23 protein-coding genes are annotated in these 26,760 nt (G+C 67.9%); 18 read left to right on the top strand and 5 right to left on the bottom strand.

All coding sequences use genetic code 11. The features are described from left to right. Nucleotides 1-152 precede the first annotated feature (152 nt). Both C1931_RS06625 and C1931_RS06620 read left to right on the top strand, forming a co-directional pair. Nucleotides 153-1,031, top strand: coding sequence for a tetratricopeptide repeat protein (locus tag C1931_RS06625; RefSeq protein ID WP_108755781.1), 879 nt, complete (start codon nucleotides 153-155; stop codon nucleotides 1,029-1,031). A gap of 97 nt (nucleotides 1,032-1,128) precedes the next feature. Next, entirely contained in the window at nucleotides 1,129-1,812 is a 684-nt protein-coding gene (locus tag C1931_RS06620; protein WP_108755780.1) for a pentapeptide repeat-containing protein, read from the top strand. Between the two features lie 64 nt (nucleotides 1,813-1,876). On the opposite strand, the gene dapE is transcribed toward C1931_RS06620, so the two are convergent. Genes dapE through map form a run of 5 tightly spaced genes read right to left on the bottom strand, consistent with a single transcriptional unit; the run spans nucleotide 1,877 to nucleotide 7,859 of the window. Beyond that, nucleotides 1,877-3,004, bottom strand: coding sequence for a succinyl-diaminopimelate desuccinylase (dapE, locus tag C1931_RS06615; protein WP_108755779.1), 1,128 nt, complete (start codon nucleotides 3,002-3,004; stop codon nucleotides 1,877-1,879). Further along, complete coding sequence (locus tag C1931_RS06610; RefSeq protein ID WP_108752600.1) at nucleotides 3,001-3,366, bottom strand: arsenate reductase; 366 nt, start codon at nucleotides 3,364-3,366, stop codon at nucleotides 3,001-3,003. Before C1931_RS06610 ends, dapE begins: the two co-directional genes overlap by 4 nt. Nucleotides 3,367-3,379: 13 nt before the next feature. After that, a complete protein-coding gene (gene dapD / locus C1931_RS06605) occupies nucleotides 3,380-4,444 on the bottom strand; it encodes a 2,3,4,5-tetrahydropyridine-2,6-dicarboxylate N-succinyltransferase (protein WP_108755778.1) in 1,065 nt (354 codons plus the stop codon). Next, the gene (locus C1931_RS06600) at nucleotides 4,444-7,071 is read right to left on the bottom strand and encodes a [protein-PII] uridylyltransferase (RefSeq protein WP_108755777.1); all 2,628 of its coding nucleotides are present in this window, start codon (nucleotides 7,069-7,071) and stop codon (nucleotides 4,444-4,446) included. Before C1931_RS06600 ends, dapD begins: the two co-directional genes overlap by 1 nt. Nucleotides 7,072-7,073: 2 nt before the next feature. Beyond that, nucleotides 7,074-7,859 carry a type I methionyl aminopeptidase gene (gene map, locus C1931_RS06595; RefSeq protein WP_199912412.1) on the bottom strand — a complete coding sequence of 262 codons (786 nt, stop codon included), beginning with the start codon at nucleotides 7,857-7,859 and terminating at the stop codon, nucleotides 7,074-7,076. Nucleotides 7,860-8,088: 229 nt separating this feature from the next. Here map and C1931_RS06590 point away from each other — a divergent pair, with 229 nt between their 5' ends. The 16 genes from C1931_RS06590 (at nucleotide 8,089) to fabZ (ending at nucleotide 26,742) form a co-directional block, all read left to right on the top strand. Beyond that, nucleotides 8,089-8,616: a spore coat U domain-containing protein gene (locus C1931_RS06590; RefSeq protein WP_108752597.1), complete on the top strand. Its 528-nt coding sequence runs from the start codon at nucleotides 8,089-8,091 to the stop codon at nucleotides 8,614-8,616. 13 nt (nucleotides 8,617-8,629) lie between these two features. After that, entirely contained in the window at nucleotides 8,630-9,367 is a 738-nt protein-coding gene (locus tag C1931_RS06585; RefSeq protein ID WP_108755776.1) for a molecular chaperone, read from the top strand. Between the two features lie 25 nt (nucleotides 9,368-9,392). Beyond that, nucleotides 9,393-11,723, top strand: coding sequence for a fimbria/pilus outer membrane usher protein (locus tag C1931_RS06580; protein ID WP_108757679.1), 2,331 nt, complete (start codon nucleotides 9,393-9,395; stop codon nucleotides 11,721-11,723). After that, nucleotides 11,720-12,757 (top strand): spore coat U domain-containing protein, encoded by a 1,038-nt coding sequence (locus C1931_RS06575; protein ID WP_108755775.1) that lies wholly within the window; start codon nucleotides 11,720-11,722, stop codon nucleotides 12,755-12,757. The genes C1931_RS06580 and C1931_RS06575 overlap by 4 nt, the downstream gene beginning before the upstream one ends. Nucleotides 12,758-13,040: 283 nt before the next feature. Further along, nucleotides 13,041-13,850, top strand: a complete 810-nt coding sequence (gene rpsB / locus C1931_RS06570) for a 30S ribosomal protein S2 (protein ID WP_108749069.1) — start codon at nucleotides 13,041-13,043, stop codon at nucleotides 13,848-13,850. A gap of 126 nt (nucleotides 13,851-13,976) precedes the next feature. Next, nucleotides 13,977-14,852 (top strand): translation elongation factor Ts, encoded by an 876-nt coding sequence (gene tsf, locus C1931_RS06565; protein WP_108752595.1) that lies wholly within the window; start codon nucleotides 13,977-13,979, stop codon nucleotides 14,850-14,852. 292 nt (nucleotides 14,853-15,144) lie between these two features. Further along, nucleotides 15,145-16,683: a GGDEF domain-containing protein gene (locus tag C1931_RS06560; protein WP_108752594.1), complete on the top strand. Its 1,539-nt coding sequence runs from the start codon at nucleotides 15,145-15,147 to the stop codon at nucleotides 16,681-16,683. A gap of 120 nt (nucleotides 16,684-16,803) precedes the next feature. Beyond that, nucleotides 16,804-17,532, top strand: coding sequence for a UMP kinase (gene pyrH, locus C1931_RS06555; RefSeq protein ID WP_108749066.1), 729 nt, complete (start codon nucleotides 16,804-16,806; stop codon nucleotides 17,530-17,532). A 97-nt stretch (nucleotides 17,533-17,629) separates the two neighbouring features. Next, complete coding sequence (gene frr / locus C1931_RS06550; RefSeq protein WP_108749065.1) at nucleotides 17,630-18,184, top strand: ribosome recycling factor; 555 nt, start codon at nucleotides 17,630-17,632, stop codon at nucleotides 18,182-18,184. Between the two features lie 5 nt (nucleotides 18,185-18,189). Continuing rightward, nucleotides 18,190-18,957 (top strand): polyprenyl diphosphate synthase, encoded by a 768-nt coding sequence (uppS, locus tag C1931_RS06545; RefSeq protein ID WP_108749064.1) that lies wholly within the window; start codon nucleotides 18,190-18,192, stop codon nucleotides 18,955-18,957. Next, complete coding sequence (locus C1931_RS06540; protein WP_108755774.1) at nucleotides 18,954-19,799, top strand: phosphatidate cytidylyltransferase; 846 nt, start codon at nucleotides 18,954-18,956, stop codon at nucleotides 19,797-19,799. Before uppS ends, C1931_RS06540 begins: the two co-directional genes overlap by 4 nt. A gap of 2 nt (nucleotides 19,800-19,801) precedes the next feature. After that, nucleotides 19,802-20,992, top strand: coding sequence for a 1-deoxy-D-xylulose-5-phosphate reductoisomerase (dxr, locus tag C1931_RS06535; RefSeq protein WP_108752591.1), 1,191 nt, complete (start codon nucleotides 19,802-19,804; stop codon nucleotides 20,990-20,992). 54 nt (nucleotides 20,993-21,046) lie between these two features. After that, nucleotides 21,047-22,405 carry an RIP metalloprotease RseP gene (gene rseP, locus C1931_RS06530; RefSeq protein ID WP_108752590.1) on the top strand — a complete coding sequence of 453 codons (1,359 nt, stop codon included), beginning with the start codon at nucleotides 21,047-21,049 and terminating at the stop codon, nucleotides 22,403-22,405. A 74-nt stretch (nucleotides 22,406-22,479) separates the two neighbouring features. Continuing rightward, entirely contained in the window at nucleotides 22,480-24,843 is a 2,364-nt protein-coding gene (gene bamA, locus C1931_RS06525) for an outer membrane protein assembly factor BamA (protein ID WP_108752589.1), read from the top strand. A 424-nt stretch (nucleotides 24,844-25,267) separates the two neighbouring features. Next, nucleotides 25,268-26,290 (top strand): UDP-3-O-(3-hydroxymyristoyl)glucosamine N-acyltransferase, encoded by a 1,023-nt coding sequence (gene lpxD, locus C1931_RS06520; RefSeq protein ID WP_108755773.1) that lies wholly within the window; start codon nucleotides 25,268-25,270, stop codon nucleotides 26,288-26,290. Beyond that, a complete protein-coding gene (gene fabZ / locus C1931_RS06515) occupies nucleotides 26,287-26,742 on the top strand; it encodes a 3-hydroxyacyl-ACP dehydratase FabZ (protein WP_108749058.1) in 456 nt (151 codons plus the stop codon). Before lpxD ends, fabZ begins: the two co-directional genes overlap by 4 nt. Nucleotides 26,743-26,760: the final 18 nt, after the last annotated feature.

Raw genomic sequence — 26,760 nt, 5'->3', positions numbered from 1 at the left:
GTTGGTATTGACGGCGGTGGCCAGGCGGATCGACATGGGATTGAAGCTACCCCGCTTTCCGCGGCCGTGCAACAGTTGCGTCGGCAACCAGTGCAGGCCGCAGACAGCGCCGCAACGGCATACTGCGGCCCCGCCATTGATCGACCACTGGAATGCCACACCGCATTGGACGCCCCCTGCCTCACCTGTTCGCCCTGGCCTGCGCACTGGCCCTGGGCGCCTGCAGCAGCCCAGCGCCGCGCACGCCGCCCGCACTGGCCGCGACCTGGGAACGCGGGGCCGCCGATGGCCGCTTCGAGAGCGCTTTCAGCGCCGCCGAGTACTTCGAGGTACGCAATGATCCACGTGCGCTGGACCTGTATGCCCGGGCGGCCGCCGCGCAGCCGTGGACGTTCAACAACACCCGGGCCGAAGCAGCGCTGGGGCGGATCTGGAGCGAGGGCACGCTGCGCCACGGCACGGCGCCCGACGTGGTCACCGCGCCGCCCATCCGCGCGTCGTGGCGACGTGGCGAGCGCTGGTATCTGGCCGCCGCCCAGCATGGCAATCCCTATGCATTCGCCGACCTGGCCCAGGCTTACCGGCAGCATGGCGACGCCGCGCAGGCACTGCGCTGGGACCTGCGCCAGATGGTCTACAAGCGCCTGCCGTCCCGCGCGTCCGGACTTCCGGCCGCACTGGCAACGCAGGACGGCACGCCGCACCCGCAGGTCGTGAAGCTGCAGCGGCGCGCCGCCCGTGGCGATGCCGACGCCCAGGTGGACCTGGGTGCGGTGCTGGAACGCGGCGTGGGACTGCCGCGTGATCCCGCACGCGCGCTGCAGCTGTACCAGCAGGCCGGCGGGCACGGCCATGTCTTTGGCCAGTACTTCGCCGGGCTGCTGCTGGGCCGCGGCGCACCGGGCGTGCCGCGCGACCGCGATGCCGCCGCAGCCTGGTTCGCGCGTGCCGAAGCACAGCGCTTCTACATGGCCGCACCGTCGTACTGGCAGCGCGCGGTAGAGCCGCCGATGTTCAACTTTTCGGAATAACGACGGCGCTGTACACAGCCACGCCGGCATCACAAGACTGCCCCTGCGCCGCAGAGTTGGCGAGAATGGACTTTGGCTTGAAACAACGGCAGTACACATGGCCCAGGCTCGTTTCCATGGCGAAACCATCGACCGCGCGCGCATGCAGGCGATTGTCGCCGCCCATCCGCGCGCGGCACGCTTCGAGGAATGTTCGTTCGAGCACGGCGATTTTTCCCGCTTGGACATGGACGGGTTCCAGTTCGACCAGTGTGCAGTGGCCGGTTCGCAGTGGCTGGCGGCATCGCTGGAGGAAACGCAGTGGAGCCGCTGCCGTGGCGCAGGTGCGGATTTCACCTCGGCCCAGCTGAGCGATTCGCGCTTTGAGCACTGCGATCTGAACAACAGTCACTGGCGGCGCTCGACGCTGTCGTCGGTGCAGTTCCTGGGCTGCAAGCTGACCGGCGCGCAGCTGCAGGAAGCCGGTGGCTGGCTGCTGTCGTTCCGCGATTGCCTGCTGGTCAGCGCCGATCTGCGCGGGCTGTCATTCCGCAAGTCGACGTTGTGCGGCAATGATTTTTCCGAAGCCGATGTCTCCGGCTGCGACTTCCGCGATGCAGTGTTCGAGGGCGGCAGCCTGCGCAACGTGCAGGCGCGCTTGGCGCGCTTCGATGGCGCCGACCTGCGCGATACCGATATCAGCGGCCTGAACGTGATGGACGCCAAGCACTTCCGCAAGGCGCGCATCTCGCATGCGCAGGCGGCTGCAGCGATGGCCGCGTTCGGCTTGATCGTGGGGTGACTTGACCCGGGTGTGACATCGGGCCGGCGCCCGCCAACGGGCACCGGCCAGTGCAGGCGCTGGATCAGGCCAGCAATCGTTCCAGCAGGCGCTGGTACAGCCCGGGCAACGCGTCCAGCTCGTCCACGCGCACGTTCTCGTCCACCTGGTGGATGCTGGCATTCACCGGCCCCACTTCGATGCACTGCGCGCCCAGCGGTGCGATGAAACGTGCATCCGACGTACCGCCGCCGGTGCTTTCTTCCGGCGACCGGCCGATGTGCTCGGCCAGCACCGCGCGCGCGGTGGCGCGCAGGGTACCTTCGGGGGTGTAGAACGGCTCGCCGCTGCGGTGCCACTTCAGGCTGTACTGCAGGCCGTGGCGGTCCAGCAGCGCGCTGATCTCCGCTTCCAGCTTCGGTGCGTCCCAGTGCGGGTTGTAGCGGATGTTGAAATCCACCTCCAGCACGCCGGGAATCACGTTGTTGGCACCGGTACCGGCGTGGATGTTGGAGATCTGCAGGCTGGTTGGCGGGAAGCTCTCATAGCCCTCGTCCCAGCGCCGCGCACTCAGTTCGGCCAGCGCCGGTGCGGCCTGGTGGATCGGGTTGCGCGCCTTGTCCGGGTAGGCCACGTGCCCTTGCACGCCCTGCACCTGCAGCTTCGCCGACAGACTGCCGCGTCGGCCGACACGCAGCAGGTCGCCCAGGGTGGCAGTGGACGACGGCTCGCCGGTGATGCACCAGTCGATGCGCTGCCCGCGTTCGGCGAACAGACGCGCAACGTGGCGCACGCCATCGATGGCGTCGCCTTCCTCATCGCTGGTCAGCAGCACGGCCAGCGTGCCGGGATGATCCGGGTGGGCGGCAACGAACTGCTCGGCGGCCACCACGAACGCGGCCACGCTGCCCTTCATGTCGGCCGCGCCGCGACCGTACAGCACACCGTCGCGGATCTGCGGCACGAACGGATCGCTCTGCCAGGCCTCGCGCGGGCCCGACGGCACCACGTCGGTGTGGCCCAGCAGCACCAGCACTGGCGCGCCGCTGCCGTGGGTGGCCCACAGGTTGTCGACCTCGCCCAGCCGCAGGTGCTCGCAGTGGAAGCCAGCGGCGGCCAGGCGATCGCCCAGCAGCGCCTGGCAACCGGCATCGTCGGGGGTGACCGACGGCCGCGCGATCAGCTCGCAGGCCAGGTCCAGGACGGCGCTCACGCGCCGCCCACGCCGAAGCGCGCCTTGAAGCCGTTGTCACTGAAGCCCTGGCTGACCGTGCCGTCGGCGGTGACCACCAGCGGACGTTTGATCAGCTGCGGGTACTCGCGCAGCAGCAGCTTCCACTCGGCGTCGGATTCGGCGGCCTTGCGGTTGTCCGGCAACTGCCGCCAGGTGGTGGACGACTTGTTGACCATCGCGGCCAGGCCGCCCAGCTGCGCGGCCCATTCCAGCAGCGTTTCCGGGCTGGGCTTGTTGTCGCGGTAGTCAACGAAGGTGTACGCCACGCCGAAGCGGTCCAGCCACTTGGTGGCCTTCTTGCAGGTGTCGCAGTTCTTCAGGCCGTAGACGGTGGTGGTCATGCAGGCGCCCCGCTCAGTCGGCCAGGCCGCGCAGCAGATCGTTCACGCTGGTCTTGCTGCGGGTCTTGGCATCGACCTGCTTGACGATCACCGCGCAGTACAGCGAGTGGGTGCCGTCCTTGCTGGGCAGCGAACCGGACACCACCACGCTGTACGGCGGAATGTAGCCGTAGGTGATCTCGCCGGTGGCGCGGTTGTAGATGCGGGTGCTCTGGCTGAGGAACACGCCCATGCCGATCACGCTGTGGTGGCCGACCACCACGCCTTCCACCACTTCCGAACGCGCACCGATGAAGCAGTGGTCTTCGATGATGGTCGGGCTGGCCTGCAGCGGCTCCAGCACGCCGCCGATGCCGGCGCCGCCGGACAGGTGGCAGTGCTGGCCGATCTGCGCGCAGGAGCCTACGGTGGCCCAGGTATCGACCATGGTGCCTTCGCCCACGTAGGCGCCGATGTTGGTGAAGCTCGGCATCAGCACCACGTCCTTGCCGAAGTAGGTGCCGCGGCGGGCAATCGCACCGGGCACCACGCGCACGCCGGCGCGGCGGAACTTCGCTTCGTCATAGCCGGCAAAGCGCGATTCCACCTTGTCCCAGAACGGCGCCGGGCGCGCATCGACCACGGCCATGTCGTTCACGCGGAAGTACAGCAGCACGGCCTTCTTCAGCCATTCGTTGACCTTCCAGCCGCCCTGCCCGTCGGGCTCGGCCACGCGGAATTCGCCCGTTTCCAGGCCATCGATCACCCGGTTCACCAGCGGCCGGGTCGAGCCTTCCAGCTCGTGCAGGGTCAGCGTGGCGCGGCGCTCGAAGGCGCTCTCGATGCCGAACTTCAGTTCTTCCACGCCCGGCACCTGCGGCTTGCGCAGCGACTTGCGGGCGATGGTTTCGGCGCGTGCAACTTCGGCGCTCTTGGCCGGGGCCTTCTTCACCGCCGGCTTCTTTGCCGCCGGCGTTTTCACCGCCGCCTTCTTCGCCGGTGCAGCAGTTTTCCTGGCGGCCGTCGTGGCGGCAGCGGTTTTCTTCGGCGCTGCGGCCTTGGTGGTGGCGGCGGTCTTCTTGGCGGGCTTGGTGGCCATCAGGCGGTGTCTCCGGCGTTTCGATCAGGGTCCAGGCAGGCCAGCATCGCGTCATGCAGCTGCTGCCGGGCAGGTTCAGTCAGGGGGAGGTCGTGTTCGTCACTGATCACGAAGGTGTCTTCGGCGCGTTCGCCGAACGTGGCAATGCGTGCGTCATGCACACGCAGACCCTGGTTGCGCAGCACGAACGCCACGTCGGCCAGCAGGCCGGGGCGGTCGGGGGCAACCAGGGCGAAACGGGTGGCACCGGGTTCGTCGCGGAACTCGATGCGCGGGGCGAAACGGAAGTGGCGCAGCTGCCGCGGCACGGCCCGGCGCGAGGGGCGCAGGCGGGTCAGATCGCCGCCCAGCGCCTCGCGCAGTGCCACTTCCAGATTGGCGCTGCTGCCATCGGCAAAGCTGTCGGCCGGGCTGACTTCGAAGGTATCGAAGATGGTGTCGGACGGGCCGTCCAGCACGCGCGCGCGGTGGATGCCGTAGCCCTTGCGGTCCAGGGTCATCACGATGGCGGCGAACAGACCGTCGCGGTCGGGCGAGTGCACGAACACTTCCAGCGCGGGGTCATCGACGCTGATCCGGCGCACCTTCACCAGGGTGTGGCCCTGCTTGATCGGCACCAGCGCCGCCGCCTGCCAGGCCAGCTGTTCCGGACGCAGGCGCATGAAGCCTTCATCGGGCATCACCGCGAACTGGCGGTCGATGGTGGCATCGTCGTAGCCGCGCTCGCGCACCAGCGCGCGCACGCTGTCGCGCGCTTCGGCCACGCGCTCGGCGGCCGGCATCGGGTGTTCCAGGCCATCACGCAGCGCGCGCCGGGTGGCGAAGTAAAGATCGGCCAGCAGCCGGTCCTTCCACGCATTCCACAGCTTGGGACTGGTGCCGGCGATGTCGGCGCAGGTCAGCAGGTACAGGTAATCCAGACGGTCGCGGCTGCCCACCAGAGTGGCGAAGCGATGGATCACCACCGGATCGGCGATGTCCTGCTTCTGCGCGGTCACCGACATGCGCAGGTGCTGTTCCACCAGCCAGGCCACCAGTTCGGTATCGCTGCCGCTCAGCGCGTGGGCATGGCAGAACGCGCGCGCATCGACCGCACCCAGTTCGGAATGGTCGCCGCCGCGGCCCTTGGCAATGTCGTGGAACAGGCCCGCCAGCAGCAGCAGTTCCGGCTTGCGCAGGCGCGGCCAGACTTCGTGGGCGATGGAAAAACGCTCGTCGGCGCGGCTGCTGGCAAACAGGCCGATGTTGCGCAGGACCATCAGCGTGTGCTGGTCGACGGTGTAGACATGGAACAGGTCGAACTGCATGCGCCCGCTGACCTGGGCGAAGGCCGGAATCCACTGCCCCAGCACGCCCAGCCGGGCCATGCGCGAAAGGGTTTCGACCGGCCGCTGGCCGCGCAGCAGGGCCATGAACTGTTCGCGTGCGTCGGCATCGGCCTGGTCGTAGGCCGGCAGCTGCGGCAGTGATTCGGCCAGCGCACGCGCGGTCAGCGAATGCAGGCCACGCACCTGCGGGTTGTTGGCCCACCCGGCAAACAGGGCGAACACCTGGCCGACATCGCCGCACGGCCAGTCGGCGTCGTTGGCGGCCAGATAGCCGCGGCGCAGGGAAAAACCAACGGTCAGCGGTTCCGGCTGCGCTTCGCCATCGAACTGTTCCTCGAAGCGCTGCAGCAGGCGGTCGCTGATACGCCGCACCACCGATGCGGCGCGGTAGAAGCCCTGCATCATCTTCTCGACGCCCAGGTTCTCGGCGTCGTCTTCGAAGCCCAGGCGCGCGGCGAGGGTCTTCTGGTAATCGAAGCGCAGGCGCTCTTCGGGGCGCCGCGCCACCAGGTGCAGGCCGAAGCGCAGGCGCGCCAGCACCGCGCGTTCGCGCTTCAGCGCAGCGGCTTCGTCGGCGCCCAGGTGGCCCAGGCCCACCAGCGCTTCCAGATCGCGCACGCCGAACGCGCGCAGCGCCATCCAACCCAGCGTGTTCAGATCGCGCAGGCCGCCGGGGCCGTCTTTCAGGTCCGGCTCCAGGTTGTCGGCGGTATCGCCGAAGCGCTCGTGGCGGCCGCGCAGTTCGTCCAGCTTGGCCAGGAAGAAGGCCCGCGCCGGCCACAGCTCGCGATCGTCAACGGCTGCACGCAGCGCGCGGCGCGCACCGTCGTCGGCCAGAATCGGGCGGGCCTCGATCAAGGCGGTCAGCACGGTCTGATCGGCGGCCGCTTCGCGGCACTGGGCGGCCGAACGCACGGCGTGGCTGACCGCCAGGCCGCAATCCCACAACAGGGCGAACAGCCGCGACAGCGCTGCTTCGTGCGCCATCTGCGCCGACGATTCACCGAACACCAGCAGATCGATATCCGAGCGCGGGAACAGTTCGCCGCGCCCGTAGCCGCCCACTGCAAAGAGGGACAGGCCGCTGTCGGCCGGCAGGCAGCGCTGCCAGGCCAGGCGGATCAGGTGATCGGCCGCGCGCGCGCGCAGCGCGATCAGGCGCTCGATGTTGTCGCCCTGGTCGAAGCGCCGGTACAGCCGCGCATCGGCCTGCTGCAGCGCCTGCCGTGCGGCAGACGCCCATTCGGGATCGTCAAGCGAATCGGCCGGCGCGTCCAGCAGTGAACCCGCCGGCAGCATGGTCAGGAGACCTGCGATTCGCCGGGCGACAGGGTCAGCACGTCCACGCCGGTCTCGGTGACCGCGATCATGTGCTCCCACTGCGCCGACAGCTTGCGGTCCTTGGTCACCACGGTCCAGCCATCGGGCAGCACCTTGTTGTAGCGGGTGCCCTCGTTGATCATCGGCTCGATGGTGAAGGTCATGCCCGGCTGCAGCACCAGGCCCTGGCCCGGGCGGCCGTAATGCACCACCTGCGGTTCATCGTGGTAGACCTTGCCGATGCCATGGCCGCAGTACTCGCGCACCACGCTGAAACGCTCGCCTTCGGCATAGCTCTGGATGGCATGGCCAACATCGCCCAGGGTGGCCCCCGGACGCACGGCGCGGATGCCGCGCCACATGGCTTCGTAGGTGGCTTCCACCAGGCGGCGGGCCATCACCGACGGCGTACCGACGAAATACATGCGGCTGGTATCGCCGTGCCAGCCATCCTTGATGACGGTCACGTCGATGTTGATGATGTCGCCGTCCTTCAGCACCTTCCCTTCGCTGGGAATGCCGTGGCAGATAACATTGTTGACCGAGGTGCACACGGTCTTGGGGAAGCCGCGGTAGCCGACGTTGGCCGGAGTGGCGCCCTGCACGTTCACGATGTGGTCGTGGCAGATGCGGTCCAGTTCCTCGGTGGTGACACCGGGCTTGACGTGGGGGGTGACGATGTCGAGCACTTCGCTGGCCAGGCGGCCGGCGATGCGCATCATCTCGATTTCCTGCGGGGTTTTCAGATTCACGCTCATGGCACCCATTATCGCCGATCCAGCCGCAATCTGAACGAACGCCACCCAACTGAGGGTCTGGCCAATGCACGGTTCCGGCAAGGAATGTGAAAGCGTGATGCGCTTGGCCTTTTGCCACGCATTTTTCTCACGAAATACAGACACTTAGTGATTTAACTCTGGGGACACTGACGTCAGCGCGGTGCCCCCGCACCGCCCTCGCCCTGTTCAACAGACCTTCGGGTCAGGGAGGTTGTCCATGCGATCCGCAGCCCGTTCCACCCTGCCATGGGCCTTGGCCCTGCTGCTGGCCGGCCCCGCCGCCGCGGCCGATACCACCACTTTCAACGTAACCCTCATCGTCACCAAGGCCTGCACCATCACCGCCGCTGCCGCCACCAACGTGGATTTCGGCACCGCCGCCTCCACCACGGCCACGCCGACCAACGGCCAGGGCACGGTCACCGCCCAGTGCTCGGCCCTGACCCCGTACACCATCTCGCTCAATGCCGGTGCCAACGCGGGCACCGCCAACGACGTCACCACCCGGCGGATGAAGAACACCGACGCCACGGTGACGGCCAACAACTACGTGGGCTACCAGCTCTACCGCGATGCAGCGCACACCCTGGTCTGGGGTGCCACGTCGGGCACCAACACCCAGGCCGGCATCGGCACCGGCCTGGCCCAGCCGTATACGGTCTACGGCCAGATCGGCAACCTGAGCACCAACAACGCCTCTGCCGGTAACTACCTGGATACCGTCACCGCCACGATCACCTACTGACGGGGTGGTGCCGATGAACCCGATCCGCCCGTGGTGCGCCACCGGCGCGGCGCTGCTGCTCGCCCTTGCGCTGCTGGCGCCGGCCCGCGCCGCCACCAGCCTGCAGGTCGCCCCGACCACCCTGCAGCTGGATGCACGCCAACGCGCCGGCGAACTGTGGCTGACCAACAGTGGCACCGCGCCGGTGAAACTACAGGTGCGTGTCTTCCGCTGGGTGCAGCAGGACGGCCAGGAACAACTGCTGCCCACCGAGGACCTGCTGGCCACCCCGCCCATGCAGGAACTGGCCGCCGGCCAACAGCAGCTGGTGCGGGTGATGCGCCCGGACAACCTGGCGCCGGACGCGCCGCAGTACTTCCGCCTGATCGTGGACGAAGTGCCGGACCTGGCCCGTCGGGCCAGCGGCATGCAGTTCGTGCTGCGCTACTCCATTCCGGTGTTCATCCAGCCGCCTTCGCCCGGCCGCTTGAAGCCGCAGCTGCAGGCAAGGCTGATACGCCTGGACGACGGCCGCGACGGGGTGGAAGTGCGCAACAGCGGCACGGCCCATGCGCAGATCGCCGATCTTGCGCTGGGCAGCGCCGACCGTCCGCGCATCGTCCACCCGGGCCTGCTGGGCTATGTGCTGCCCGGCCAGGTGATGCGCTGGCCGCTGGAACGCACGGCGATCGACCGCGACAACGACCAGATTTCGGCCAAGCTCAATGGCGCGCCCAAGCAGACGCCCCTGCCCCCCACACCGGCTCGCTGAGGCGCTGGTGAGCGCGCTGCTGGGCATGGCACTGGTTCCCACGGCCGCCTCGGCGGCCGACGTCTCCGGTGTTGCCGCCGATGCCCTGCTGCCGCCGCCCACGCCGCTCACCGCGCAGCAGACCTTGTACCTGGCGGTGGTGCTGAACAGCACGCCGCGCGGCCTGCTGCCCTTCACCGAAACCGCCGGGCGCCTGCAGGCCAGCCCCGAGGTGTTGCGCCAGCTCGGCTTCAGCGCGCCCGGGCAGGCACCGGTCTTCCTGGACCAGATCAGCGGCGTGGTGGTGCGCTATGACGCCCAGCAGCAGACCCTGGCCCTGGACGTGCCGCTGGAACAGCTGACCCTGCCCACCACCGTGCTCAGCCGGCCGCAGGCGCGCCCCGAAGTCAGCGCCGCCGCGCCGGGCGTGCTGTTGAACTACGACCTCTACGGCAGCCACGTGGATGGCCGCGGCAACCTGACCTTGACCTCGGAAACCCGGGTCTTCGGCATCGGCCGCGGCACGTTCGAAAACACCGCGGTGACCCGCCGCTACCAGCGCAGCGAAGACCGCCGCTGGCACAGCGAAAGCGTGCGCCTGGACACCCGCTGGACCCTGGATTTCCCCGACCAGGCGCTGAGCCTGGAGGTAGGCGACTTCTACAGTGGCTTCGTCGACTGGTCCCGCCAGGTCCGCCTGGGCGGCCTGCAGATCGGCCGCAACTACGGCCTGCAGCCCTACCGCGTGCTCACCCCCACGCCGTCGTTCCTGGGCCAGGCCGTGGTGCCGTCGAGCGTTGAGCTGTACGTGGATGGCCTGCGCCAGTACAGCGGGCAGGTGCCGGTAGGGCCGTTCCAGCTGGCGGCACAGCCGGGCATCAGCGGCAACGGCAGCGCCCAGGTGGTGCTGACCGATGCCTTCGGCCGCATGCAGACCCTGGACTTCAGCTTCTATGGCACCCAGCAGCTGCTGGCCAAGGGGCTGTCGGACTGGTCGCTGGGCGTGGGCCGGCTGCGCGAGAGCTTCGGCGAGGAATCCTTCGCCTATGACGACCGCACCGTGGCCAGTGCCAGCTGGCGCGGCGGCCTGAGCGACCGTTTCACCGGCGAGGCGCATGCCGAAGGCGGCGGCGGCCTGGCCCAGGCCGGCCTGGGCGGCTGGTGGCAGATCGGCCGCCTGGGCGTGGTCAACACCGCCTATGCGCGCAGCCGCTACCAGGGCCTGCGCGGTGGCCAATGGGCGGTGGGCTACAGCTGGAACAACCGGCGCTTCAACCTGAACCTGCGCAGCGTGCGCAGCCACGGCGATTACCGCGACCTGGGCGCGCTGCAGGGCAGCCTGCCGCCCAGCATCAGCGAACAGGCCACCGCCGGCATCGACCTGGTCCGGCTGGGCACCCTGAGCGCCAGCTACCTGCGGCTGCGCTACCCCGACGGCGACGACAACCGCTACGCCAGCCTGTTCTGGTCGCGCAGCTGGAGCCCGCGCTGGTCGGCCTACCTGTCGCTGAACCAGAACCTGGACCGCAGCAACGACCGCAGCGTGTATCTGTCCCTGACCGCCACCCTGGGCAACAACCGCCAGGCCAGCCTGTCCACCCAGCGCAACGGCGGCGCACAGGCCTGGGTGGCCGACATCACCCAACCGGTGCCGGGCGACGGCAGCGCTGGCGGCATGGGCTGGCGCGCACAGCTGCGGCAGGGCGATGACGGCCTGGGCGGCCTGGCCGAAGTGGGCGTGCTCAACAACGTCGGCCGCTACGCGCTGGGCGCCTCGCGCCAGAGCGGGCTGAATTTCGCCTATGGCAGCGCCAGCGGCAGCGTGGTCTGGATGGATGGCCACAGCTTCGCCACCCGCGAGGTGGCCGACGCGTTTACGGTGGTCAGCACCAATGGCGTGGGCGGGGTGCCGGTGCGGCTGGAAAACCGTCTGATCGGGGTGACCGACGACCGTGGCCTGCTGCTGGTCAGCCCGCTGCTGTCGTGGCAGCGCAACCGGGTGTCGATCGATACGCTGGATCTGCCGCAGGACATGCGCGCCGACCACATTGAAGACTGGGTGACGCCGCCACAGGGTGCCGGCACCGGGGTCACCTTCAACCTGCGCGCGCGCCCCTCCCTGCGGCTGACCCTGCAGGATGCAGCCGGGCAGCCGCTGGACGTGGGCAGCGAAGTGCAGCTGCCGGACGGGCGCCAGGCCACGGTCGGCTACGACGGCCTGCTGTACCTGGAAGACGTGGCCGCCGGCAGCGTGCTGCAGGTCATCACCAACAAGGGCGCGTGCAGCGTGCGGATACCCGATCGGCCCAACGTGCAGGCCGCCGGCGCCACGCCGCGCCCCACCCCGTTGCGCTGCCTGCCGGGCGGGGCGCCATGAAGGGGCTGCTGGCGCTGTTGCTGATCGCCGCCAGCCTGTGCCTGGCCGGGCCGGCGTGGGCCACCGCCACCTGTACCGCCACGGCCAACCCCACCCTGCCCTTCAACAACGTCAACAGCGGCGCTGCCGCGCCCAGCACCGGCACGCTCAACATCACCGTGAACTGCACCACCGCCGCACTGAGCCTGTTGGCCACGACGGGCGTGCGGGTCTGCGTGGGCATCGGCGCCGGCAGTGGCGGCGGCACCCCGGCCAGCGGGCGCACCATGACCACCAGCAGCGGCGACAGCCTGAACTTCCAGATCTACAACAACGCCAGCTACAGCCAGGCCACCGGCCTGCTGCCCCGTGGCACCCCGCCGGCGCAGGAACTGACCATGACCTACAACGTGCCCCTGCTGACCGGCGGCAGCGGAGCGCAGAGCACCCAGCTGTTCGCGCAGATACCGGCCAACCAGACCCTGGCCTCGGGCAACTACAGCAGCAGTTTCAATGGTGCCAACGTGGTGCTGACCTGGGCCTGGAACGAAGTGCTGCTGGGCAATGCCACCGTGCCGGCCACCTGCAATGGCGGCGCCACCGGCACCAACAGTGCCAGCGCTGCGTTCAGCTTCACCGCCACGGCCACGGTGCTGCCGCAGTGCGGCAGCTATGTCACCACGGCCATGAACTTCGGCAACGTCACCGGCAGCATCGCCGCCAATATCGACCAGACCGCCCGGCTGACCCTGACCTGCCTGAAGAACACCGCCTACCAGGTCAGCCTGGACAACGGCCAGAACAACCCCACCGGCACCAGTACCCGGCGCATGCGCACCACCGTGGCCGGCAGCAACTACTATCTGGGCTACGAGCTGTACCGCGATGCCGGCCGCAGCCAGCGCTGGGGCAACACCCTCACCGTGGATACCGTGGGCGGTGTCGGCACCGGCGCGGCCCAGCAGCTCACCATCTACGGGCGGGTGCCGCCGGTGGCGGGCCAGCCGCCGGCCGGCACCTACAGCGATGTGATCAACGTGACCATCACCTACTGATCCCCGCCCGATCCCCGCCCGCCCGGCCGGGCCATTTGCCCCGCCCGCCTGGATCTGGCTATAATCCTCCGGATGCCCTGCCGCCCCGTGCGCGGGACACCGTCCACACCGGACGTCACCGGTGAATCCACACCTGCTGCCCCCATCCGTGCCGGGGTGCTCCGCAAGGAGTTCGGCCACGGAGGCAACAGGGAAGCCCAACCCCGGAACTGATCGCGTTTCCACGCGTCCCGCACACTATTACCGCGGGCGGAAATGCAGGTTCCCCATCAGGAGTATTGCAATGCCCCAGGTCACCATGCGTCAGATGCTGGAAGCCGGCGTCCACTTCGGCCACCAGACCCGCTACTGGAACCCCAAGATGGCTCCGTACATCTTCGGCGCCCGCGGCAAGATCCACATCATCAACCTGGAAAAGACCGTCCCGCTGTTCAACGACGCGATGAACTTCATCTCGTCGGTGGCCCAGAAGCGCGGCACCGTCCTGTTCCTGGGCACCAAGCGCAGCGCCCGCGAAACCATCCGTGAAGAAGCCGAGCGTTGCGGCATGCCGTTCATGAACCAGCGTTGGCTGGGCGGCACCCTGACCAACTTCCGTACCGTCAAGCAGTCGGTTGCCCGCCTGAAGGAACTGGAAGCCGGTGAAACCGACGGCACCTTCGAGAAGCTGGTCAAGCACGAAGTGCTGGGCCTGCGTCGCGAGCGCGACAAGCTGGAAGCCTCGCTGGGCGGCATCAAGGACATGAACCGTCTGCCGGACGCCATCTTCGTGATCGACATCGGCCACGAAGACATCGCGATCAAGGAAGCCAAGAAGCTGGGCATTCCGGTCATCGCCGTGGTCGACACCAACTACAACCCGGAACTGGTGGACTACGCCATCCCGGGCAACGACGACGCCATCCGCGCTGTGCAGCTGTACGCCCGCGCCGCTGCCGACGCCGTGCTGGAAGGCAAGGCTGCTGCTCCGCACGCTGCTTCGGTGCGTGAAGAAGAGTTCGCCGACGCCGCTGCTGCTGAAGGCGAAGACAAGGCCGCCCGCCGCGCTCCGGCGAAGAAGGCTGCCAAGAAGGGCGACGACGCCCAGGCCTGATCCAGGCCCCGGGGTGGACGCCCGGCGTCCACCCTCCCTGCGCGCAGCCCTTGGCGCGTGACAGGACCGTGTCACACGGGCCGGCCACCATGCCGGCCCAACCCCTTTCTTTCGTGAGGAAATCCCGTGGAAATCACTGCTTCCCTGGTCAAGGAACTGCGCGAGCGCACCGGCGCCGGCATGATGGAATGCAAGAAGGCGCTGACCGAAGCCGGCGGCGACATCGACGCCGCTGCTGAAGCCCTGCGCAAGTCCGGCGCTGCCAAGGCCGACAAGAAGGCTGACCGCGTGGCTGCCGAAGGTCGTCTGGGCCTGGCCCAGGACGGCGGCAAGGCCGTGCTGGTCGAAGTCAACTCGGAAACCGACTTCGTCGCCAACGACATCAACTTCAAGAACTTCGTCGACGCCGTCGCTGCTGCCGCCCTGGCCGCTGGCGCCACCGACGTCGAAGCCGTGAAGGCTGCCAAGCTGGCCGACGGCCGCACCGTGGAAGAAGCCCGCGCCACCGCCGTGCAGACCCTGGGTGAAAACATCCAGATCCGCCGCCTGGTGAAGGTCGACACCACCGGCAACATCGGTGCCTACGTGCACACCAACGGCAAGGTCGGCGTGCTGGTCGACCTGATCGGCGGCGACGTCGAGCTGGCCCGTGGCCTGGCCATGCACGTGGCTGCGCTGAAGCCGCCGCACAACAAGGCTGCCGATGTTCCGGCCGACTTCGTTGAGAAGGAAAAGGAAATCGAACTGGCGAAGATGTCCGAAAAGGACAAGTCCAAGCCGGCCGACATCCTGGAAAAGATCATCAGCGGCAAGATCAACAAGATCGTCAGCGAAGTGACCCTGTACGGCCAGACCTACGTGCTGGGCGAAACCACCGTCGAGCAGGTGGTCAAGGCCGCCGGCGCCGACGTGGCGGGCTTCCAGCTGCTGATCGTGGGCGAAGGCATCGAGAAGGTGGTGGAAGACTACGCCGCCGAAGTTGCCAAGGCCATGCAGGTCTGATTCCAGCCCACCGGCTGTAGGCTGACCAGAAGGAGCCGCGGGAAACCGCGGCTCTTTTTTTGTGCCTGCGGCAGCTATGGCACGGTGGGTGCGCACCGTTGGTGCGCACTTCAATCAGCCCCCTCCCGGTGGGTGCGCACCGTTGGTGCGCACATCAGCCAGACTTTGCGTTATCACGCATTCAAGCCGATACTCGGCACAGGGGAATTCGCAGTCACATAGCAGGAACGAAAAACGCAAACTGTGATGCATTCCTAAGTATTCTTGTCCTAATGGAATTTGACGATCCGACATGCCTCCTGAGCTGACTGCTGCCCTGGCGCTGTGCCGCAACCTGCCTTCGCCCCCCGGTATTGCCCTGCGCATCATCGAACTGGCGCAGGACCCGGAAGCGGACATCGCCACCGCCGCCGACATCATCGCCATCGACATGGCGCTGAGTGCTCGCATGCTGCGCATTGCCAACTCGCCCCTGTACGCCAGCCGCCGCCGCATCGAGAACCTCGGCCAGGCGCTGACCATGCTGGGGTTGAACGCCACCATCAGCCTGGCGCTGGGCTTCACCGTCACCCAGGGCCTGACCGCTGGCGGCGGCGCCGACCACGACCTGCGCCAGCGCGCCTGGAAGCGCAGCATCCTCAGCGCCCTGGCCGCCAGCCAGCTGGGCCAGGCCCGCGGCCTGCGCCGGCTGGAAGAGCTGATGCTGGCCGGCCTGCTGCAGGACATGGGCGTGCTGTGCCTGGCCCAGGCCGAATCCGAACGCTACCTGCCCCTGCTGCGCGAAGCGCAGGACAACCCCGACCTGGTCGCACGCGAGCGCCAGGCACTGGGCTGCAGCCACGCCGACGTGGGCGCGTGGGTGGCCGAGGAATGGGGTCTGCCGCGCTACCTGGTGGACAGCATCCGCCACAGTGAAGATGCCGAAGCGGCGAGCACCCCGTTCCAGGCCTGCGTGCAGCTGTCCGGCGCGGTGGCCGATATCTGGCTGGACAGCGATGCCGACGCCGCGCGCGAACGCGCCCTGCACCAGGTGCACGACCAGCTGCAGCTGGACAGCGCACGCTTCGACCAGGTGCTGGCGCGCATGAGCGACGCCCTGCCCGACATCGCCAGCCTGTTTGAAACCGGCCTGAGCTCGCCGCAGCGCGTGCGCGAACTGATCGACCACGCACAGGAACTGACCACCCTGCGCAACCTGCGCGAGATGCAGGATGCCGAGCAGGCACGCCGCCGCGCCGACGAATTCGAGGCCCGGGCCAAGCGCCTGGCCGACCAGGCCCACCGCGACGCGCTGACCGGCGTGCTCAACCGCCGCCAGCTGGAAGCCGTGCTCGAGCAGGAATTCCTGCGCGCCGGCCGCCACGGCTGGCCACTGTCGGTGGCCTTCATCGACCTGGACGACTTCAAGAAGATCAACGACGCCCACGGCCACCTGACCGGCGACGAAGTGCTGCGTGCCTTCGCCGCCAAGCTGCAGGGCCAGCTGCGCAACAGCGACACGGTCGCCCGCTTCGGCGGCGAGGAGTTCGTGGCCCTGCTGCCCAACACCAGCGAAGCGATGGCCCTGGACGTGATCCGCCGCGTGCTGGCGAACATCGTGGCCACCCCGATGACCGAAGCCGAGAGCGGGCCCCTGTTCGTGACCTTCTCCGCCGGCGTGGCCACCCAGGGCGGCTACGAGCGCTTTGCCACCGTGCAGGACCTGCTGCGCGCGGCCGATGACGTGCTGTACCGCTCCAAGAACCTGGGCCGCAACCGGGTCATCGCCCGCTCGCCTGGCGAACTGGGGCATGATGAGCTGTCGGCGACTGCAGGCCTCGAGCTTGGCTGAATGGATCCCCTGGCCCGGGCCGGGGGATCACGCCAAATCGCGCCGCAGCGCACAAAACGCTTTGGCCGCGCGCTGCATGCGCGTAGAATCGCCCGCGATTTCCACGCACCCGAGGTCCTCATGTCCAAGCTCGCCTATCGCCGCATCCTTCTGAAACTGTCCGGGGAGGCGCTGATGGGAGATGAGGACTACGGCATCGACCCGAAGATCATCAACCGCCTGGCCCGTGAAGTCATCGAGGCCCAGCAGGCCGGTGCCGAAGTGGCCCTGGTGATCGGCGGCGGCAACATCTTCCGTGGCGCCGGCCTGGCCGCAGGCGGCATGGACCGCGTCACCGGTGACCAGATGGGCATGCTGGCCACGGTCATCAACGCCCTGGCCATGCAGGACGCGCTGGAAAAGCTGGGCGCCAAGGCCCGCGTGATGAGCGCCATCAAGATCAACGACGTGTGCGAGGACTACATCCGTCGCCGCGCCATCCGCCACCTGGAAAAGGGCCGTCTGGTGATCTTCGCCGCCGGCGTCGGCAGCCCGTTCTTCACCACCGATTCGGGTGCTGCCCTGCGCGCCATCGAGATCGGCGCCGACCTGCTGCTGAAGGCAACCAAGGTCGATGGCGTGTACGACAAGGACCCGAACAAGTACAGCGACGCGGTGCGCTTTGACAGCCTGAGCTACGACGAAGTGATCCGTCGCGGCCTGGAAGTGATGGATACCGCCGCCTTCGCCCTGGCCCGCGACAGCGACCTGCCGATGCGCGTGTTCGACATGGGCCAGCCGGGCGAACTGCTGAAGATCCTCAACGGCGCCAACATCGGCACCCTGGTGCAGGGCCGCGACCCGGCCTGAGCCTGAGCGGCAACCGGGCCCCGGGCCGATCCAGGCCCGGCAGCGTCCCGTATTCGCCTATAATCGCCCGATTCCAGTTACATCCAGGACCCGGGCGATGCTCAACGACATCAAGAACAACGCGCAGACGCGCATGGCCAAGAGCATCGACGCTCTGAAGCACACCCTCACCTCCATCCGCACCGGCCGCGCCACGCCGGCCCTGCTGGACCGCGTGACGGTCAATGCCTACGGCAATGCCAGCACCCCGCTGAACCAGGTCGCGTCCATTTCCAATGCCGACGCCCACTCCCTGCTGGTCACGCCCTTCGACAAGAGCATGATCAAGGAGATCGAGAAGGGCCTGTACAACGCCGAGTTCACCCCGAACACCCTGGGCACCGCGATCCGCATCAACATGCCGCCGCCGACCGAAGAGCGTCGCAAGGAACTGGCCAAGCAGGTGCAGAAGGAAGGCGAAGGCGCCAAGATCGCCATCCGCAACATCCGCCAGGATGCGAACAAGGAAATCGCCAAGCTGGTCAAGGACAAGGCGATCAGCGAAGACGAAAAGAAGCGCGGCGAAGACGACATCCAGAAGCTGACCGACAGCAACATCAAGGATGTCGACAAAGTCGTGGCCGACAAGGAAAAGGAACTGCTGTCGGTCTGAAGTCGATGCCTTCAGTCCCGCCACCTCTGCCGGCCGCCCTGCCCCGCCACGTTGCCATCATCATGGATGGCAACGGGCGCTGGGCACAGCAACGCCGTCGTCCGCGCGTCATCGGCCACCGCGCCGGCGCCCGCGCGGTCAACCGCACCATCGAGCGCTGCCTTGAACTGGGCATTCCCGCGCTGACCCTGTTCGCGTTTTCCAGCGAGAACTGGGGCCGGCCGCAGGACGAAGTCGATGCCCTGATGAAGCTCTTCCTTGGCGCGCTCGATCGCGAAGTGGACGAGCTGCATCGGCGCGGCGTGCGCGTGCGCTTCATCGGCGAACGCGAACGTTTCGGCGCCGGGCTGGTCAGCCGCATGCAGCTGGCCGAACAGCGCACCGCCGACAACACCACCCTGACCCTGTCCATCGCCGCCAGCTACGGCGGGCGCCAGGACATCGCCCGTGCCGCCCGCGCGCTGGCGGTGGAAGTGGCCGCCGGCCGCCTGTTGCCCGAGCAGATCGACGAAGCGCTGCTGGGCCGCCAGGTCGCCCTGGCCGACCTGCCGCCGCCGGATCTGTTCATCCGTACCGGTGGCGATACCCGGATCAGCAATTTCCTGCTGTGGCAGCTGGCGTATACCGAGCTGTGGTTCACCGAAGCGCTGTGGCCGGATTTCGACGCCGCCCTGCTGCAACAGGCGCTGGACGCCTATGCCAGCCGTGAGCGCCGCTTCGGCCTGACCAGCGCCCAGATCGCCGCCATGGCCACCGAGACGTCCAACCCATGACCAAGACCCGAGTCCTCGCCGCGCTGATCATGGCGCCGGTCGCCATCGCCGCGATCCTGCTGCTGCCCACGCAGTGGCTGGCCGCCGCCGCGGCCGCCGTGTTCCTTGTCGGCCTGTGGGAATGGCTGAAGCTGGCCGACGTGGAAGACACCCTGGCCCGTACCGTGCTGCTGGTGCTGAACCTGCTGCTGATGGTGCTGCTGGTCTGGGCCGATGCCGGCAGCCTGGTGCTGTACCAGATCGCTACCCTGGTGGGCGTGGGCTGGTGGCTGTGCGCCCTGCTGTGGCTGCGCTTCTACCAGTTCGGCACGCAGCCGGGCAGCCCGGCGCGCATCCTGAAGCTGCTGGCCGGCACTCTGGCCATCGTGCCGTCGTGGGCGGCGCTGGTGCTCATCCACGCCGGTGGCGATGTCGATACCACCCGCAGCGGCAACGGCCACCTGTGGCTGTTCGCCGCGCTGGCCCTGGTCTGGGCCGCCGATTCCGGCGCGTACTTCGCCGGCCGCCGCTTCGGCAAGCACAAGCTGGCCCCGCGCATCAGCCCCAACAAGACGTGGGAAGGCCTGCTGGGCGGACTGGTGGCCGGCGTGGCCGTGGCCGTCGGCCTGGGCCTGCTGGCCGGGGTCGACACTGCGCACCTGCCGGGCCTGCTGGTCACCGCCGTGGTGGCCGTGTTCGCCTCGGTGCTGGGCGATCTGTACGAAAGCCTGATCAAGCGCCACGCCGGTGCCAAGGATTCGGGCCACCTCATTCCGGGCCACGGCGGCGTGCTGGACCGCATCGACGGCGTGCTGGCCGCCCTGCCGGTGTTCGCGCTGGGCAAGGAAATCTTCGGGTTCTGACCATGGACGTTGCTGCACACCCCCGCCGGGTCGCCGTGTTCGGCGCCACCGGTTCCATCGGCGCCTCCACGCTGGACGTGATCGCCCGCCATCCGCAGCAGTACCAGGCCACCGTGCTGGCCGCCGGCCGCCAGGTAGAGGCGCTGCTGGCGCTGTGCCGGGTGCATCGCCCGGCGCACGCGGTCATTGCCGATGAGACCCTGTTCGCGCCGCTGCGCGACGGCCTGCGCGAGGCCGGCCTGGCCACCGAAGCGCACGCTGGTGCGGCTGCTCTGGACCAGCTGGCCGCCAGCGACGCCTGCGACACCGTGGTGGCCGCCATCGTCGGCGCCGCCGGGCTGTCCTCGACCCTGGCCGCCGCCGCCGCCGGCAAGCGCATCCTGCTGGCCAACAAGGAATCGCTGGTGCTGGCCGGCGAACTGCTGACCCGCACCGCCGATCAGGCCGGCGCCGAAATCATCCCCATCGACAGCGAACACAGCGCCATCTTCCAGTGCCTGCGCTCGCGCGATGCCAGCCTGGACGGCGCCGGTGTGCGCCGCATCCTGTTGACCGCCTCGGGCGGCCCGTTCCGCGGCCGCAGCCGCGCCGAGCTGGCCCAGGTCACCCCGGCCCAGGCCGTGGCGCACCCGAAGTGGTCGATGGGACCGAAGATCTCGGTCGATTCGGCCACCTTGATGAACAAGGGCCTGGAAGTGATCGAGGCCCACCACCTGTTCGCCGTACCGGGCGAGCGCATTGAGGTGCTGGTGCACCCGCAGAGCCTGGTGCATTCGCTGGTCGAGTTCGTCGACGGCTCCACCCTGGCCCAGCTGGGCCTGCCGGACATGCGCACCACCCTGGCCGTGGGCCTGGGCTGGCCGCAGCGCATCGAATCGGGCGTGGGCGGGCTGGATCTGCTGGCCCAGGGCCGGCTGGATTTCGAGGCCCCCGATACCGAGGCCTTCCCCTGCCTGGCCCTGGCCTGGCAGGCCATGCAGGCCGGCGGCACCGCCCCGGCAGTGCTGAACGCCGCCAACGAAGAGGCGGTTTCAGCGTTTCTTCAGGGCCGGATCGGTTTCCTGACCATTCCGGCGCTGGTTGCTAACGCTCTTTCAACACTGCCCAGCGAGCCAGCCGATACACTGGAGGGCCTCTTGTCCGCCGACCAGCGGGCGCGCCACCTGACCCTGAACGCCATCGCCGCCGCCTGAACGCCTCGACGAACCGAATGACGCTTCCGAACCTGTCCGCCACTGTGAGCCTGCATGACTGACTTCATCGGATCGGTCTGGTGGATGATTGTCAGCCTCGGGCTGCTGGTCACCTTCCACGAGTTCGGCCACTACTGGGTGGGCCGGATGTGCGGGGTGAAGGTGCTGCGCTTCTCGGTCGGCTTCGGGCGGCCGCTGTGGTCGCGCCGCGACAAGCACGGCACCGAATTCGCCATCGCCGCCCTGCCGCTGGGCGGCTATGTGAAGTTCCTGGACGAGCGCGAGGTGGAAGTACATCCGCACGAGCGCGGCCAGGCCTTCAACCACAAGACCGTGTGGCAGCGCATCGCCATCGTCGCCGCCGGCCCCGCCGCCAACCTGCTGCTGTGCATCCTGCTGCTGTGGGCGATGTTCGTGATCGGCAAGCAGGACTATTCGGCCACCCTAGGCCGCGCCACCGGCATGGCCGCCACCGCCGGGCTGGTCAGCGGCGACCGCCTGCTGCGCGTGGATGACCGAAGCGTGGTCACCCTGGGCGAGGCCAGCATGGCGCTGACCGCCGCCGCGATGGACCGCCGCGACGTGACGCTGGAGGTGGTCGACCTGGCCGACCAGGTGCAGACCCGCACCCTGCCGCTGTCGCAGCTGCCGGCCGGTTTCGACGAACGCCGCGTGCCGCTGCTGGCCGGCCTGCACTGGCAGGCGTGGATGCAGCCGGCGCTGGTGGACAGCCTGACCGCCGATTCGGCCGTGGCCGGGCAGCTGCAGGCTGGCGACCTGATCGTGGCCATCGACGGCCAGCGCATCGACAGCGCCGAACAGGTCAGTCCCGAAATCCAGGCACTGGGCCGCCATGGCGGGCCGGGCATGATTGAAGTCCTGCGCGGTGGCGAGCGCCTGGCGCTGGAAGTCACCCCGCGCCAGGGCAAGGACGGCAAGGGCCAGCCGCAGTGGCAGATCGGCGTGGGCTTCGCCAGCACCTACAGCCCGCCCTACGACACCCTGATGCGCTACGGCCCGCTGGATGCAGTGACCGCGGCGGTGCGCGAGACCGGCCGCCTGGGCGCCGATTCGCTGGCCATGATGGCCCGCATCGTCACCGGCAAGGCCTCGCTGCAGAACGTTTCCGGGCCGGTCACCATCGCCCGCGTGGCCAACATCTCGGCCAAGCGTGGCTTCGACTGGTTCCTGCAGTTCCTGGCGCTGCTGTCGCTCAGCCTGTGCATCATCAACCTGCTGCCCATTCCCATCTTGGACGGCGGGCACCTGCTGTATTACCTTATTGAGTTGGTCAAGGGCAGCCCGCTGAGCGAGCGTGCCATCGCCGCCGGACAGTACATCGGTCTGGCGCTGCTGGCCGGGCTGATGGGACTGGCGTTCTACAACGACATCCTCGGCCTGGTCCCGCGATGAACTTTTCCACGTTGTTGCCGTCTACAGCGTCGGCATCCCGCACCAATGAAATCGACCTTCCTACCGGACGTGACATGACGCGACTCCCCAATCGCCGCCTGCTGGCCCTCGCCCTCGCCGCCGTCACCGGCGCCCCCGTGCTGGCCCAGGCTGCCGAGCCCTTCACTGTCAGCGACATCCGCGTCGACGGCCTGCAGCGCATCAGCTCGGGCACGGTGTTCACCTACCTGCCGGTGGAACGCGGCGAGACGGTGACCGACAGCAAGATCGGCGACACCATCCGCGCCCTGTACAAGACCGGCTTCTTCGAAGACGTGCAGCTGGACCGCCAGGGCAGCATCCTGGTGGTGACCGTGAAGGAACGCCCGGCGATCAACAAGCTGACCGTCACCGGCAACAAGGACATCAAGAGCGACCAGCTGTTGAAGGGCCTGTCCGACATCGGCCTGACCGAAGGCGGCACCTTCGACCGCCTGAGCCTGGACCGCGTGACCCAGGAACTTCGTCGCCAGTACAACGACCGCGGCAAGTACAACGTGGAAATCACCCCGACGGTGAGCCCGCTGGACCGCAACCGCGTGGACATCGCCATCGCCATCAAGGAAGGCAAGGCGGCCAAGATCCGCCACGTCAACCTGGTCGGCACCGAAAAGTACGATGCCCGCGACATCCTGGAAATCTGGGAGTCGAAGGAGCACAACTGGGCTTCGTGGTACCGCCGCGATGACCAGTACTCCAAGGAAAAGCTGTCCGGTGACCTGGAAAAGCTCAATTCCTGGTACCTGGACCGTGGCTACGTCGATTTCAGCATCGACTCCACCCAGGTCTCGATCAGCCCGGACAAGCGCGACATGTTCGTGACGGCCGGCGTGACCGAGGGCAACCAGTACAAGATCTCCGACATCAAGGTCAGCGGCGACACCATCCTGCCGCAGGAAGATGTCGAGCGCATGGTCGTGCAGAAGGCCGGCGATACGTTCTCGCGCGCCCTGCTGGAGTTCAGCTCCGACTCGATCACCAACTCGCTGTCCAACATCGGTTACGCGTTCGCCAAGGTGAACCCGATCCCGACCACCAACCGCGCCGAGCAGACCGTGGCGGTGAACATGCAGGTCGTGCCGGGCCCGCGCGTTTCGGTGCGCCGCATCATCTTCAAGGGCAACACCCGCACGTCCGACGAAGTGATGCGTCGCGAAATGCGCCAGTTCGAGAACACCTGGTATTCGCAGGCCGCCATCGACCGTTCCAAGATCCGCCTGCAGCGCCTGGGCTACTTTGAATCGGTAGACGTGGAAACCCCGGCGGTCAGCGGCAGCAACGACCAGGTGGACGTGGTCTACAACGTGAAGGAAACCACGTCGGGCAGCTTCGTGTTCGGCCTGGGCTATTCGCAGTCCTACGGCATGACCACCTCGGTGCAGCTGTCGCAGAACAACTTCCTGGGCGGCGGCAACCGCGTGTCGGTGGAAGCCTCGCGCAGCAGCTACCTGCAGCGTTACGGCTTCAGCTACACCAACCCGTACTTCACCGATGACGGCGTGTCGCTGGGCTACAACCTGTCCTGGCGCGAACTGGACTACTCCGACTTCAACACCGCGCAGTACAACAGCACCAACGGTGCCGCGCAGGTGGTGTTCGGCGTGCCGCTCACCGAGACCGACACCGTCTCGCTGATGTTCGGCATCGACAGCAACCAGATCACCACCTACACCGGCACCACCCCGCAGTCGATCGTTGACTACATCAACGTGATGGGCAGCAAGACCTTCCATGCCTGGCGCACGGAACTGGGCTGGGCCCGTGACTCGCGCAACGACTACTTCATGCCGACCCGCGGTACCTACCAGCGCGTGGGCCTGGAAACCACCCTGCCCGGCTCGACCGTCGAGTACTTCAAGCTGAACTACCAGATCAGCAAGTACTGGCCGATCATTCCGTCGCTGGTCATCAACACCCGCGCCGAAATCGGTTATGGCGACAGCTATGGCAAGGACAAGACCGCCATCGTGCCGGATGCCGAAGGCAACCTGCGCGAAGTGACCGCCTCGGGCCTGCCGTTCTACGAGAACTTCTACGCCGGCGGTACCAACTCGGTGCGCGGCTTCGAAGACAACACCCTGGGCCCGCGTGAAGCGACCTTGAGCTACCCCAACGGCCAGCCGCTGGGTGGTTCGTTGAAGACCGTCGGTTCGGTCGAAGCCTACTTCCCGCGCCTGTTCGACAGCCCGTCGGCACGCGTGTCGGCCTTCGTCGACTTCGGCAACGTCTACAACGGCGTGGACAACTTCAAGGCCAACGAGCTGCGCGTGTCCACCGGTGTGGCCCTGCTGTGGCGCGCCCCGGTCGGCCCGATCTCGATCAGCTACGCGTTCCCGCTGAAGAAGGAAGACGGCGACGAGATCGAGCGTCTGCAGTTCACCTTCGGCGGGCAGTTCTGACGAACCGCTGGGCGGTTCGCCAGAACTGCCCCCGCATTCCACCTATCCCCCGCGCCGTGGGCGCGCCGCCCTTAACAAAGGGGGGGCTCTCCACCAGACGGGTTACGAAGCGCCGGGCTCTGCCCGGCGTTTTCGCTTGTGGAGACAGCGCGCACGCGGCGGGCGAGCTGCTTTTGATTTTTTCTGTCTTTCCGTGGCTGGCACTCGCACCAGACTGTCGGGGGTCGGACGGGTGGGGCCGGCGGGGGTGTGAGCCGCATGGATGCGGCGACCAAGGCTACATGGACGTACTTGCGCCGTCCCCCGCTGGCCCACCCGTCCGACCCTGCCACGGAGCCTTGTGCGACAGCCCACGAGGGGCCCTGCCGTTGGCCGCAGAACCGCCCCGCATGACCGGATTGGCGTCACACGGTAAACTCCCGCCGTGAATACTCCTACCTACACCGCCCAGCAACTCGCCGATCAGTTCGGCCTGCAGGTCCATGGCGACCCCGCCACCGCCATCCATGGCGTGGCCACCCTCGCCCATGCCGGTGCCGGCCAGCTGACCTTCCTTGCCAACCCGCGCTACCGCGCCCAGCTGGCCGACAGCCAGGCCTCGCTGGTCGTGCTGCGTGCCGACGATGCCGAGGCCGCCCCCGGCGCGGCACTGATCGCCAAGGATCCCTACACCACCTTCGCCAAGATCGCCGCGCTGTTCGACAGCGCGCCGCTGCGCGAGCCCGGCATCCACCCCAGCGCGGTCATCGACCCGCAGGCGCAGGTGGCCGCCAGCGCCCACATCGGCCCGTTCGTCACCATCGGCGCGCGCAGCGTGGTGGGCGAGAACTGCATCGTCGGCGCCGGCAGCATCATCGGCGAAGACTGCAGCCTGGACAGCGGCTGTGAACTGATCGCCCGGGTCACCCTGGTCACCCGGGTGAAGCTGGGCAAGCGCGTGCGCATCCACCCCGGCGCCGTGCTGGGCGCCGATGGCTTCGGCCTGGCCATGGATGCCGGCAAGTGGATCAAGGTGCCGCAGCTGGGCGGCGTGCGTATCGGCGATGACTGCGAGATCGGCGCCAATACCTGCGTCGACCGTGGCGCGCTGGAAGACACCGTGCTGGCCGAAGACGTGCGCCTGGACAACCTGGTGCAGATCGCCCACAACGTGCAGATCGGCGCGCACTCGGCCATCGCCGGCTGCACCGGCATTGCCGGCAGCGCCAAGATCGGCCGCTACTGCCTGCTCGGCGGCGCCGTCGGCGTGGTCGGCCACCTGGAAATCTGCGACAAGGTCGTGATCACCGGCAAATCGGTGGTCCGCAATTCCATTACCGAACCGGGCGAGTACTCGTCCGGCACCCCCCTCACCGACAACCGCACGTGGCGCAAGAACGCCGCGCGCTTCAAGCAGCTTGATGCACTGGCCCGCCGCATCCTGTCTGTAAGCAAGGAGAAAGAATGAGCCAGACCCAGACCCTGCCGGACATGACGCAGATCCAGGCCCTGCTGCCGCACCGCTACCCGTTCCTGCTGGTGGACAAGGTGCTGTCGATCGACTACGAAAAGCGCACCATCGTGGCGACCAAGAACGTCAGCATCAACGAGCCGTTCTTCCAGGGCCACTTCCCCAACCAGCCGATCATGCCGGGCGTGCTGATCATCGAAGCCATGGCCCAGGCCGGCGGCGTGCTGACCCAGCTCACTCTGGGCCGCGATTCGCAGTCCAAGCTGTTCTACATGGTGAAGGTGGACAAGGCCCGCTTCACCAAGCAGGTGGTGCCGGGCGACGTGCTGGAAATGCACGTGGAGATCAAGCGCGTGATCCGCAACATGGCCGTGTACGACTGCGTGGCCAAGGTCGATGGCGAAGTGGTCGCCTGCGCCGAGGTGCTGTGCGCCGGCACCCGCGAATAACCCTGGCCGGAGGAGCTA

The organism is Stenotrophomonas sp. YAU14A_MKIMI4_1, from assembly GCF_003086855.1.
Taxonomy (GTDB): Bacteria; Pseudomonadota; Gammaproteobacteria; order Xanthomonadales; family Xanthomonadaceae; genus Stenotrophomonas.
Note: the sequence above shows the minus strand (reverse complement) of the source record. Positions and strands in the feature narration are given on the sequence as shown.

Bases quoted from the DNA above. Each gene is read 5' to 3' on its own strand.
- C1931_RS06625 (WP_108755781.1), top strand. From the start codon at position 153: ATGCCACACCGCATTGGACGCCCCCTGCCTCACCTGTTCGCCCTGGCC.
- C1931_RS06620 (WP_108755780.1), top strand. From the start codon at position 1,129: ATGGCCCAGGCTCGTTTCCATGGCGAAACCATCGACCGCGCGCGCATG.
- C1931_RS06610 (WP_108752600.1), bottom strand. From the start codon at position 3,366: ATGACCACCACCGTCTACGGCCTGAAGAACTGCGACACCTGCAAGAAG.
- dapD (WP_108755778.1), bottom strand. From the start codon at position 4,444: ATGGCCACCAAGCCCGCCAAGAAGACCGCCGCCACCACCAAGGCCGCA.
- C1931_RS06600 (WP_108755777.1), bottom strand. From the start codon at position 7,071: ATGCTGCCGGCGGGTTCACTGCTGGACGCGCCGGCCGATTCGCTTGAC.
- map (WP_199912412.1), bottom strand. From the start codon at position 7,859: ATGGGTGCCATGAGCGTGAATCTGAAAACCCCGCAGGAAATCGAGATG.
- C1931_RS06590 (WP_108752597.1), top strand. From the start codon at position 8,089: ATGCGATCCGCAGCCCGTTCCACCCTGCCATGGGCCTTGGCCCTGCTG.
- C1931_RS06585 (WP_108755776.1), top strand. From the start codon at position 8,630: ATGAACCCGATCCGCCCGTGGTGCGCCACCGGCGCGGCGCTGCTGCTC.
- C1931_RS06580 (WP_108757679.1), top strand. From the start codon at position 9,393: ATGGCACTGGTTCCCACGGCCGCCTCGGCGGCCGACGTCTCCGGTGTT.
- C1931_RS06575 (WP_108755775.1), top strand. From the start codon at position 11,720: ATGAAGGGGCTGCTGGCGCTGTTGCTGATCGCCGCCAGCCTGTGCCTG.
- rpsB (WP_108749069.1), top strand. From the start codon at position 13,041: ATGCCCCAGGTCACCATGCGTCAGATGCTGGAAGCCGGCGTCCACTTC.
- C1931_RS06560 (WP_108752594.1), top strand. From the start codon at position 15,145: ATGCCTCCTGAGCTGACTGCTGCCCTGGCGCTGTGCCGCAACCTGCCT.
- pyrH (WP_108749066.1), top strand. From the start codon at position 16,804: ATGTCCAAGCTCGCCTATCGCCGCATCCTTCTGAAACTGTCCGGGGAG.
- frr (WP_108749065.1), top strand. From the start codon at position 17,630: ATGCTCAACGACATCAAGAACAACGCGCAGACGCGCATGGCCAAGAGC.
- uppS (WP_108749064.1), top strand. From the start codon at position 18,190: ATGCCTTCAGTCCCGCCACCTCTGCCGGCCGCCCTGCCCCGCCACGTT.
- C1931_RS06540 (WP_108755774.1), top strand. From the start codon at position 18,954: ATGACCAAGACCCGAGTCCTCGCCGCGCTGATCATGGCGCCGGTCGCC.
- dxr (WP_108752591.1), top strand. From the start codon at position 19,802: ATGGACGTTGCTGCACACCCCCGCCGGGTCGCCGTGTTCGGCGCCACC.
- rseP (WP_108752590.1), top strand. From the start codon at position 21,047: ATGACTGACTTCATCGGATCGGTCTGGTGGATGATTGTCAGCCTCGGG.
- bamA (WP_108752589.1), top strand. From the start codon at position 22,480: ATGACGCGACTCCCCAATCGCCGCCTGCTGGCCCTCGCCCTCGCCGCC.
- fabZ (WP_108749058.1), top strand. From the start codon at position 26,287: ATGAGCCAGACCCAGACCCTGCCGGACATGACGCAGATCCAGGCCCTG.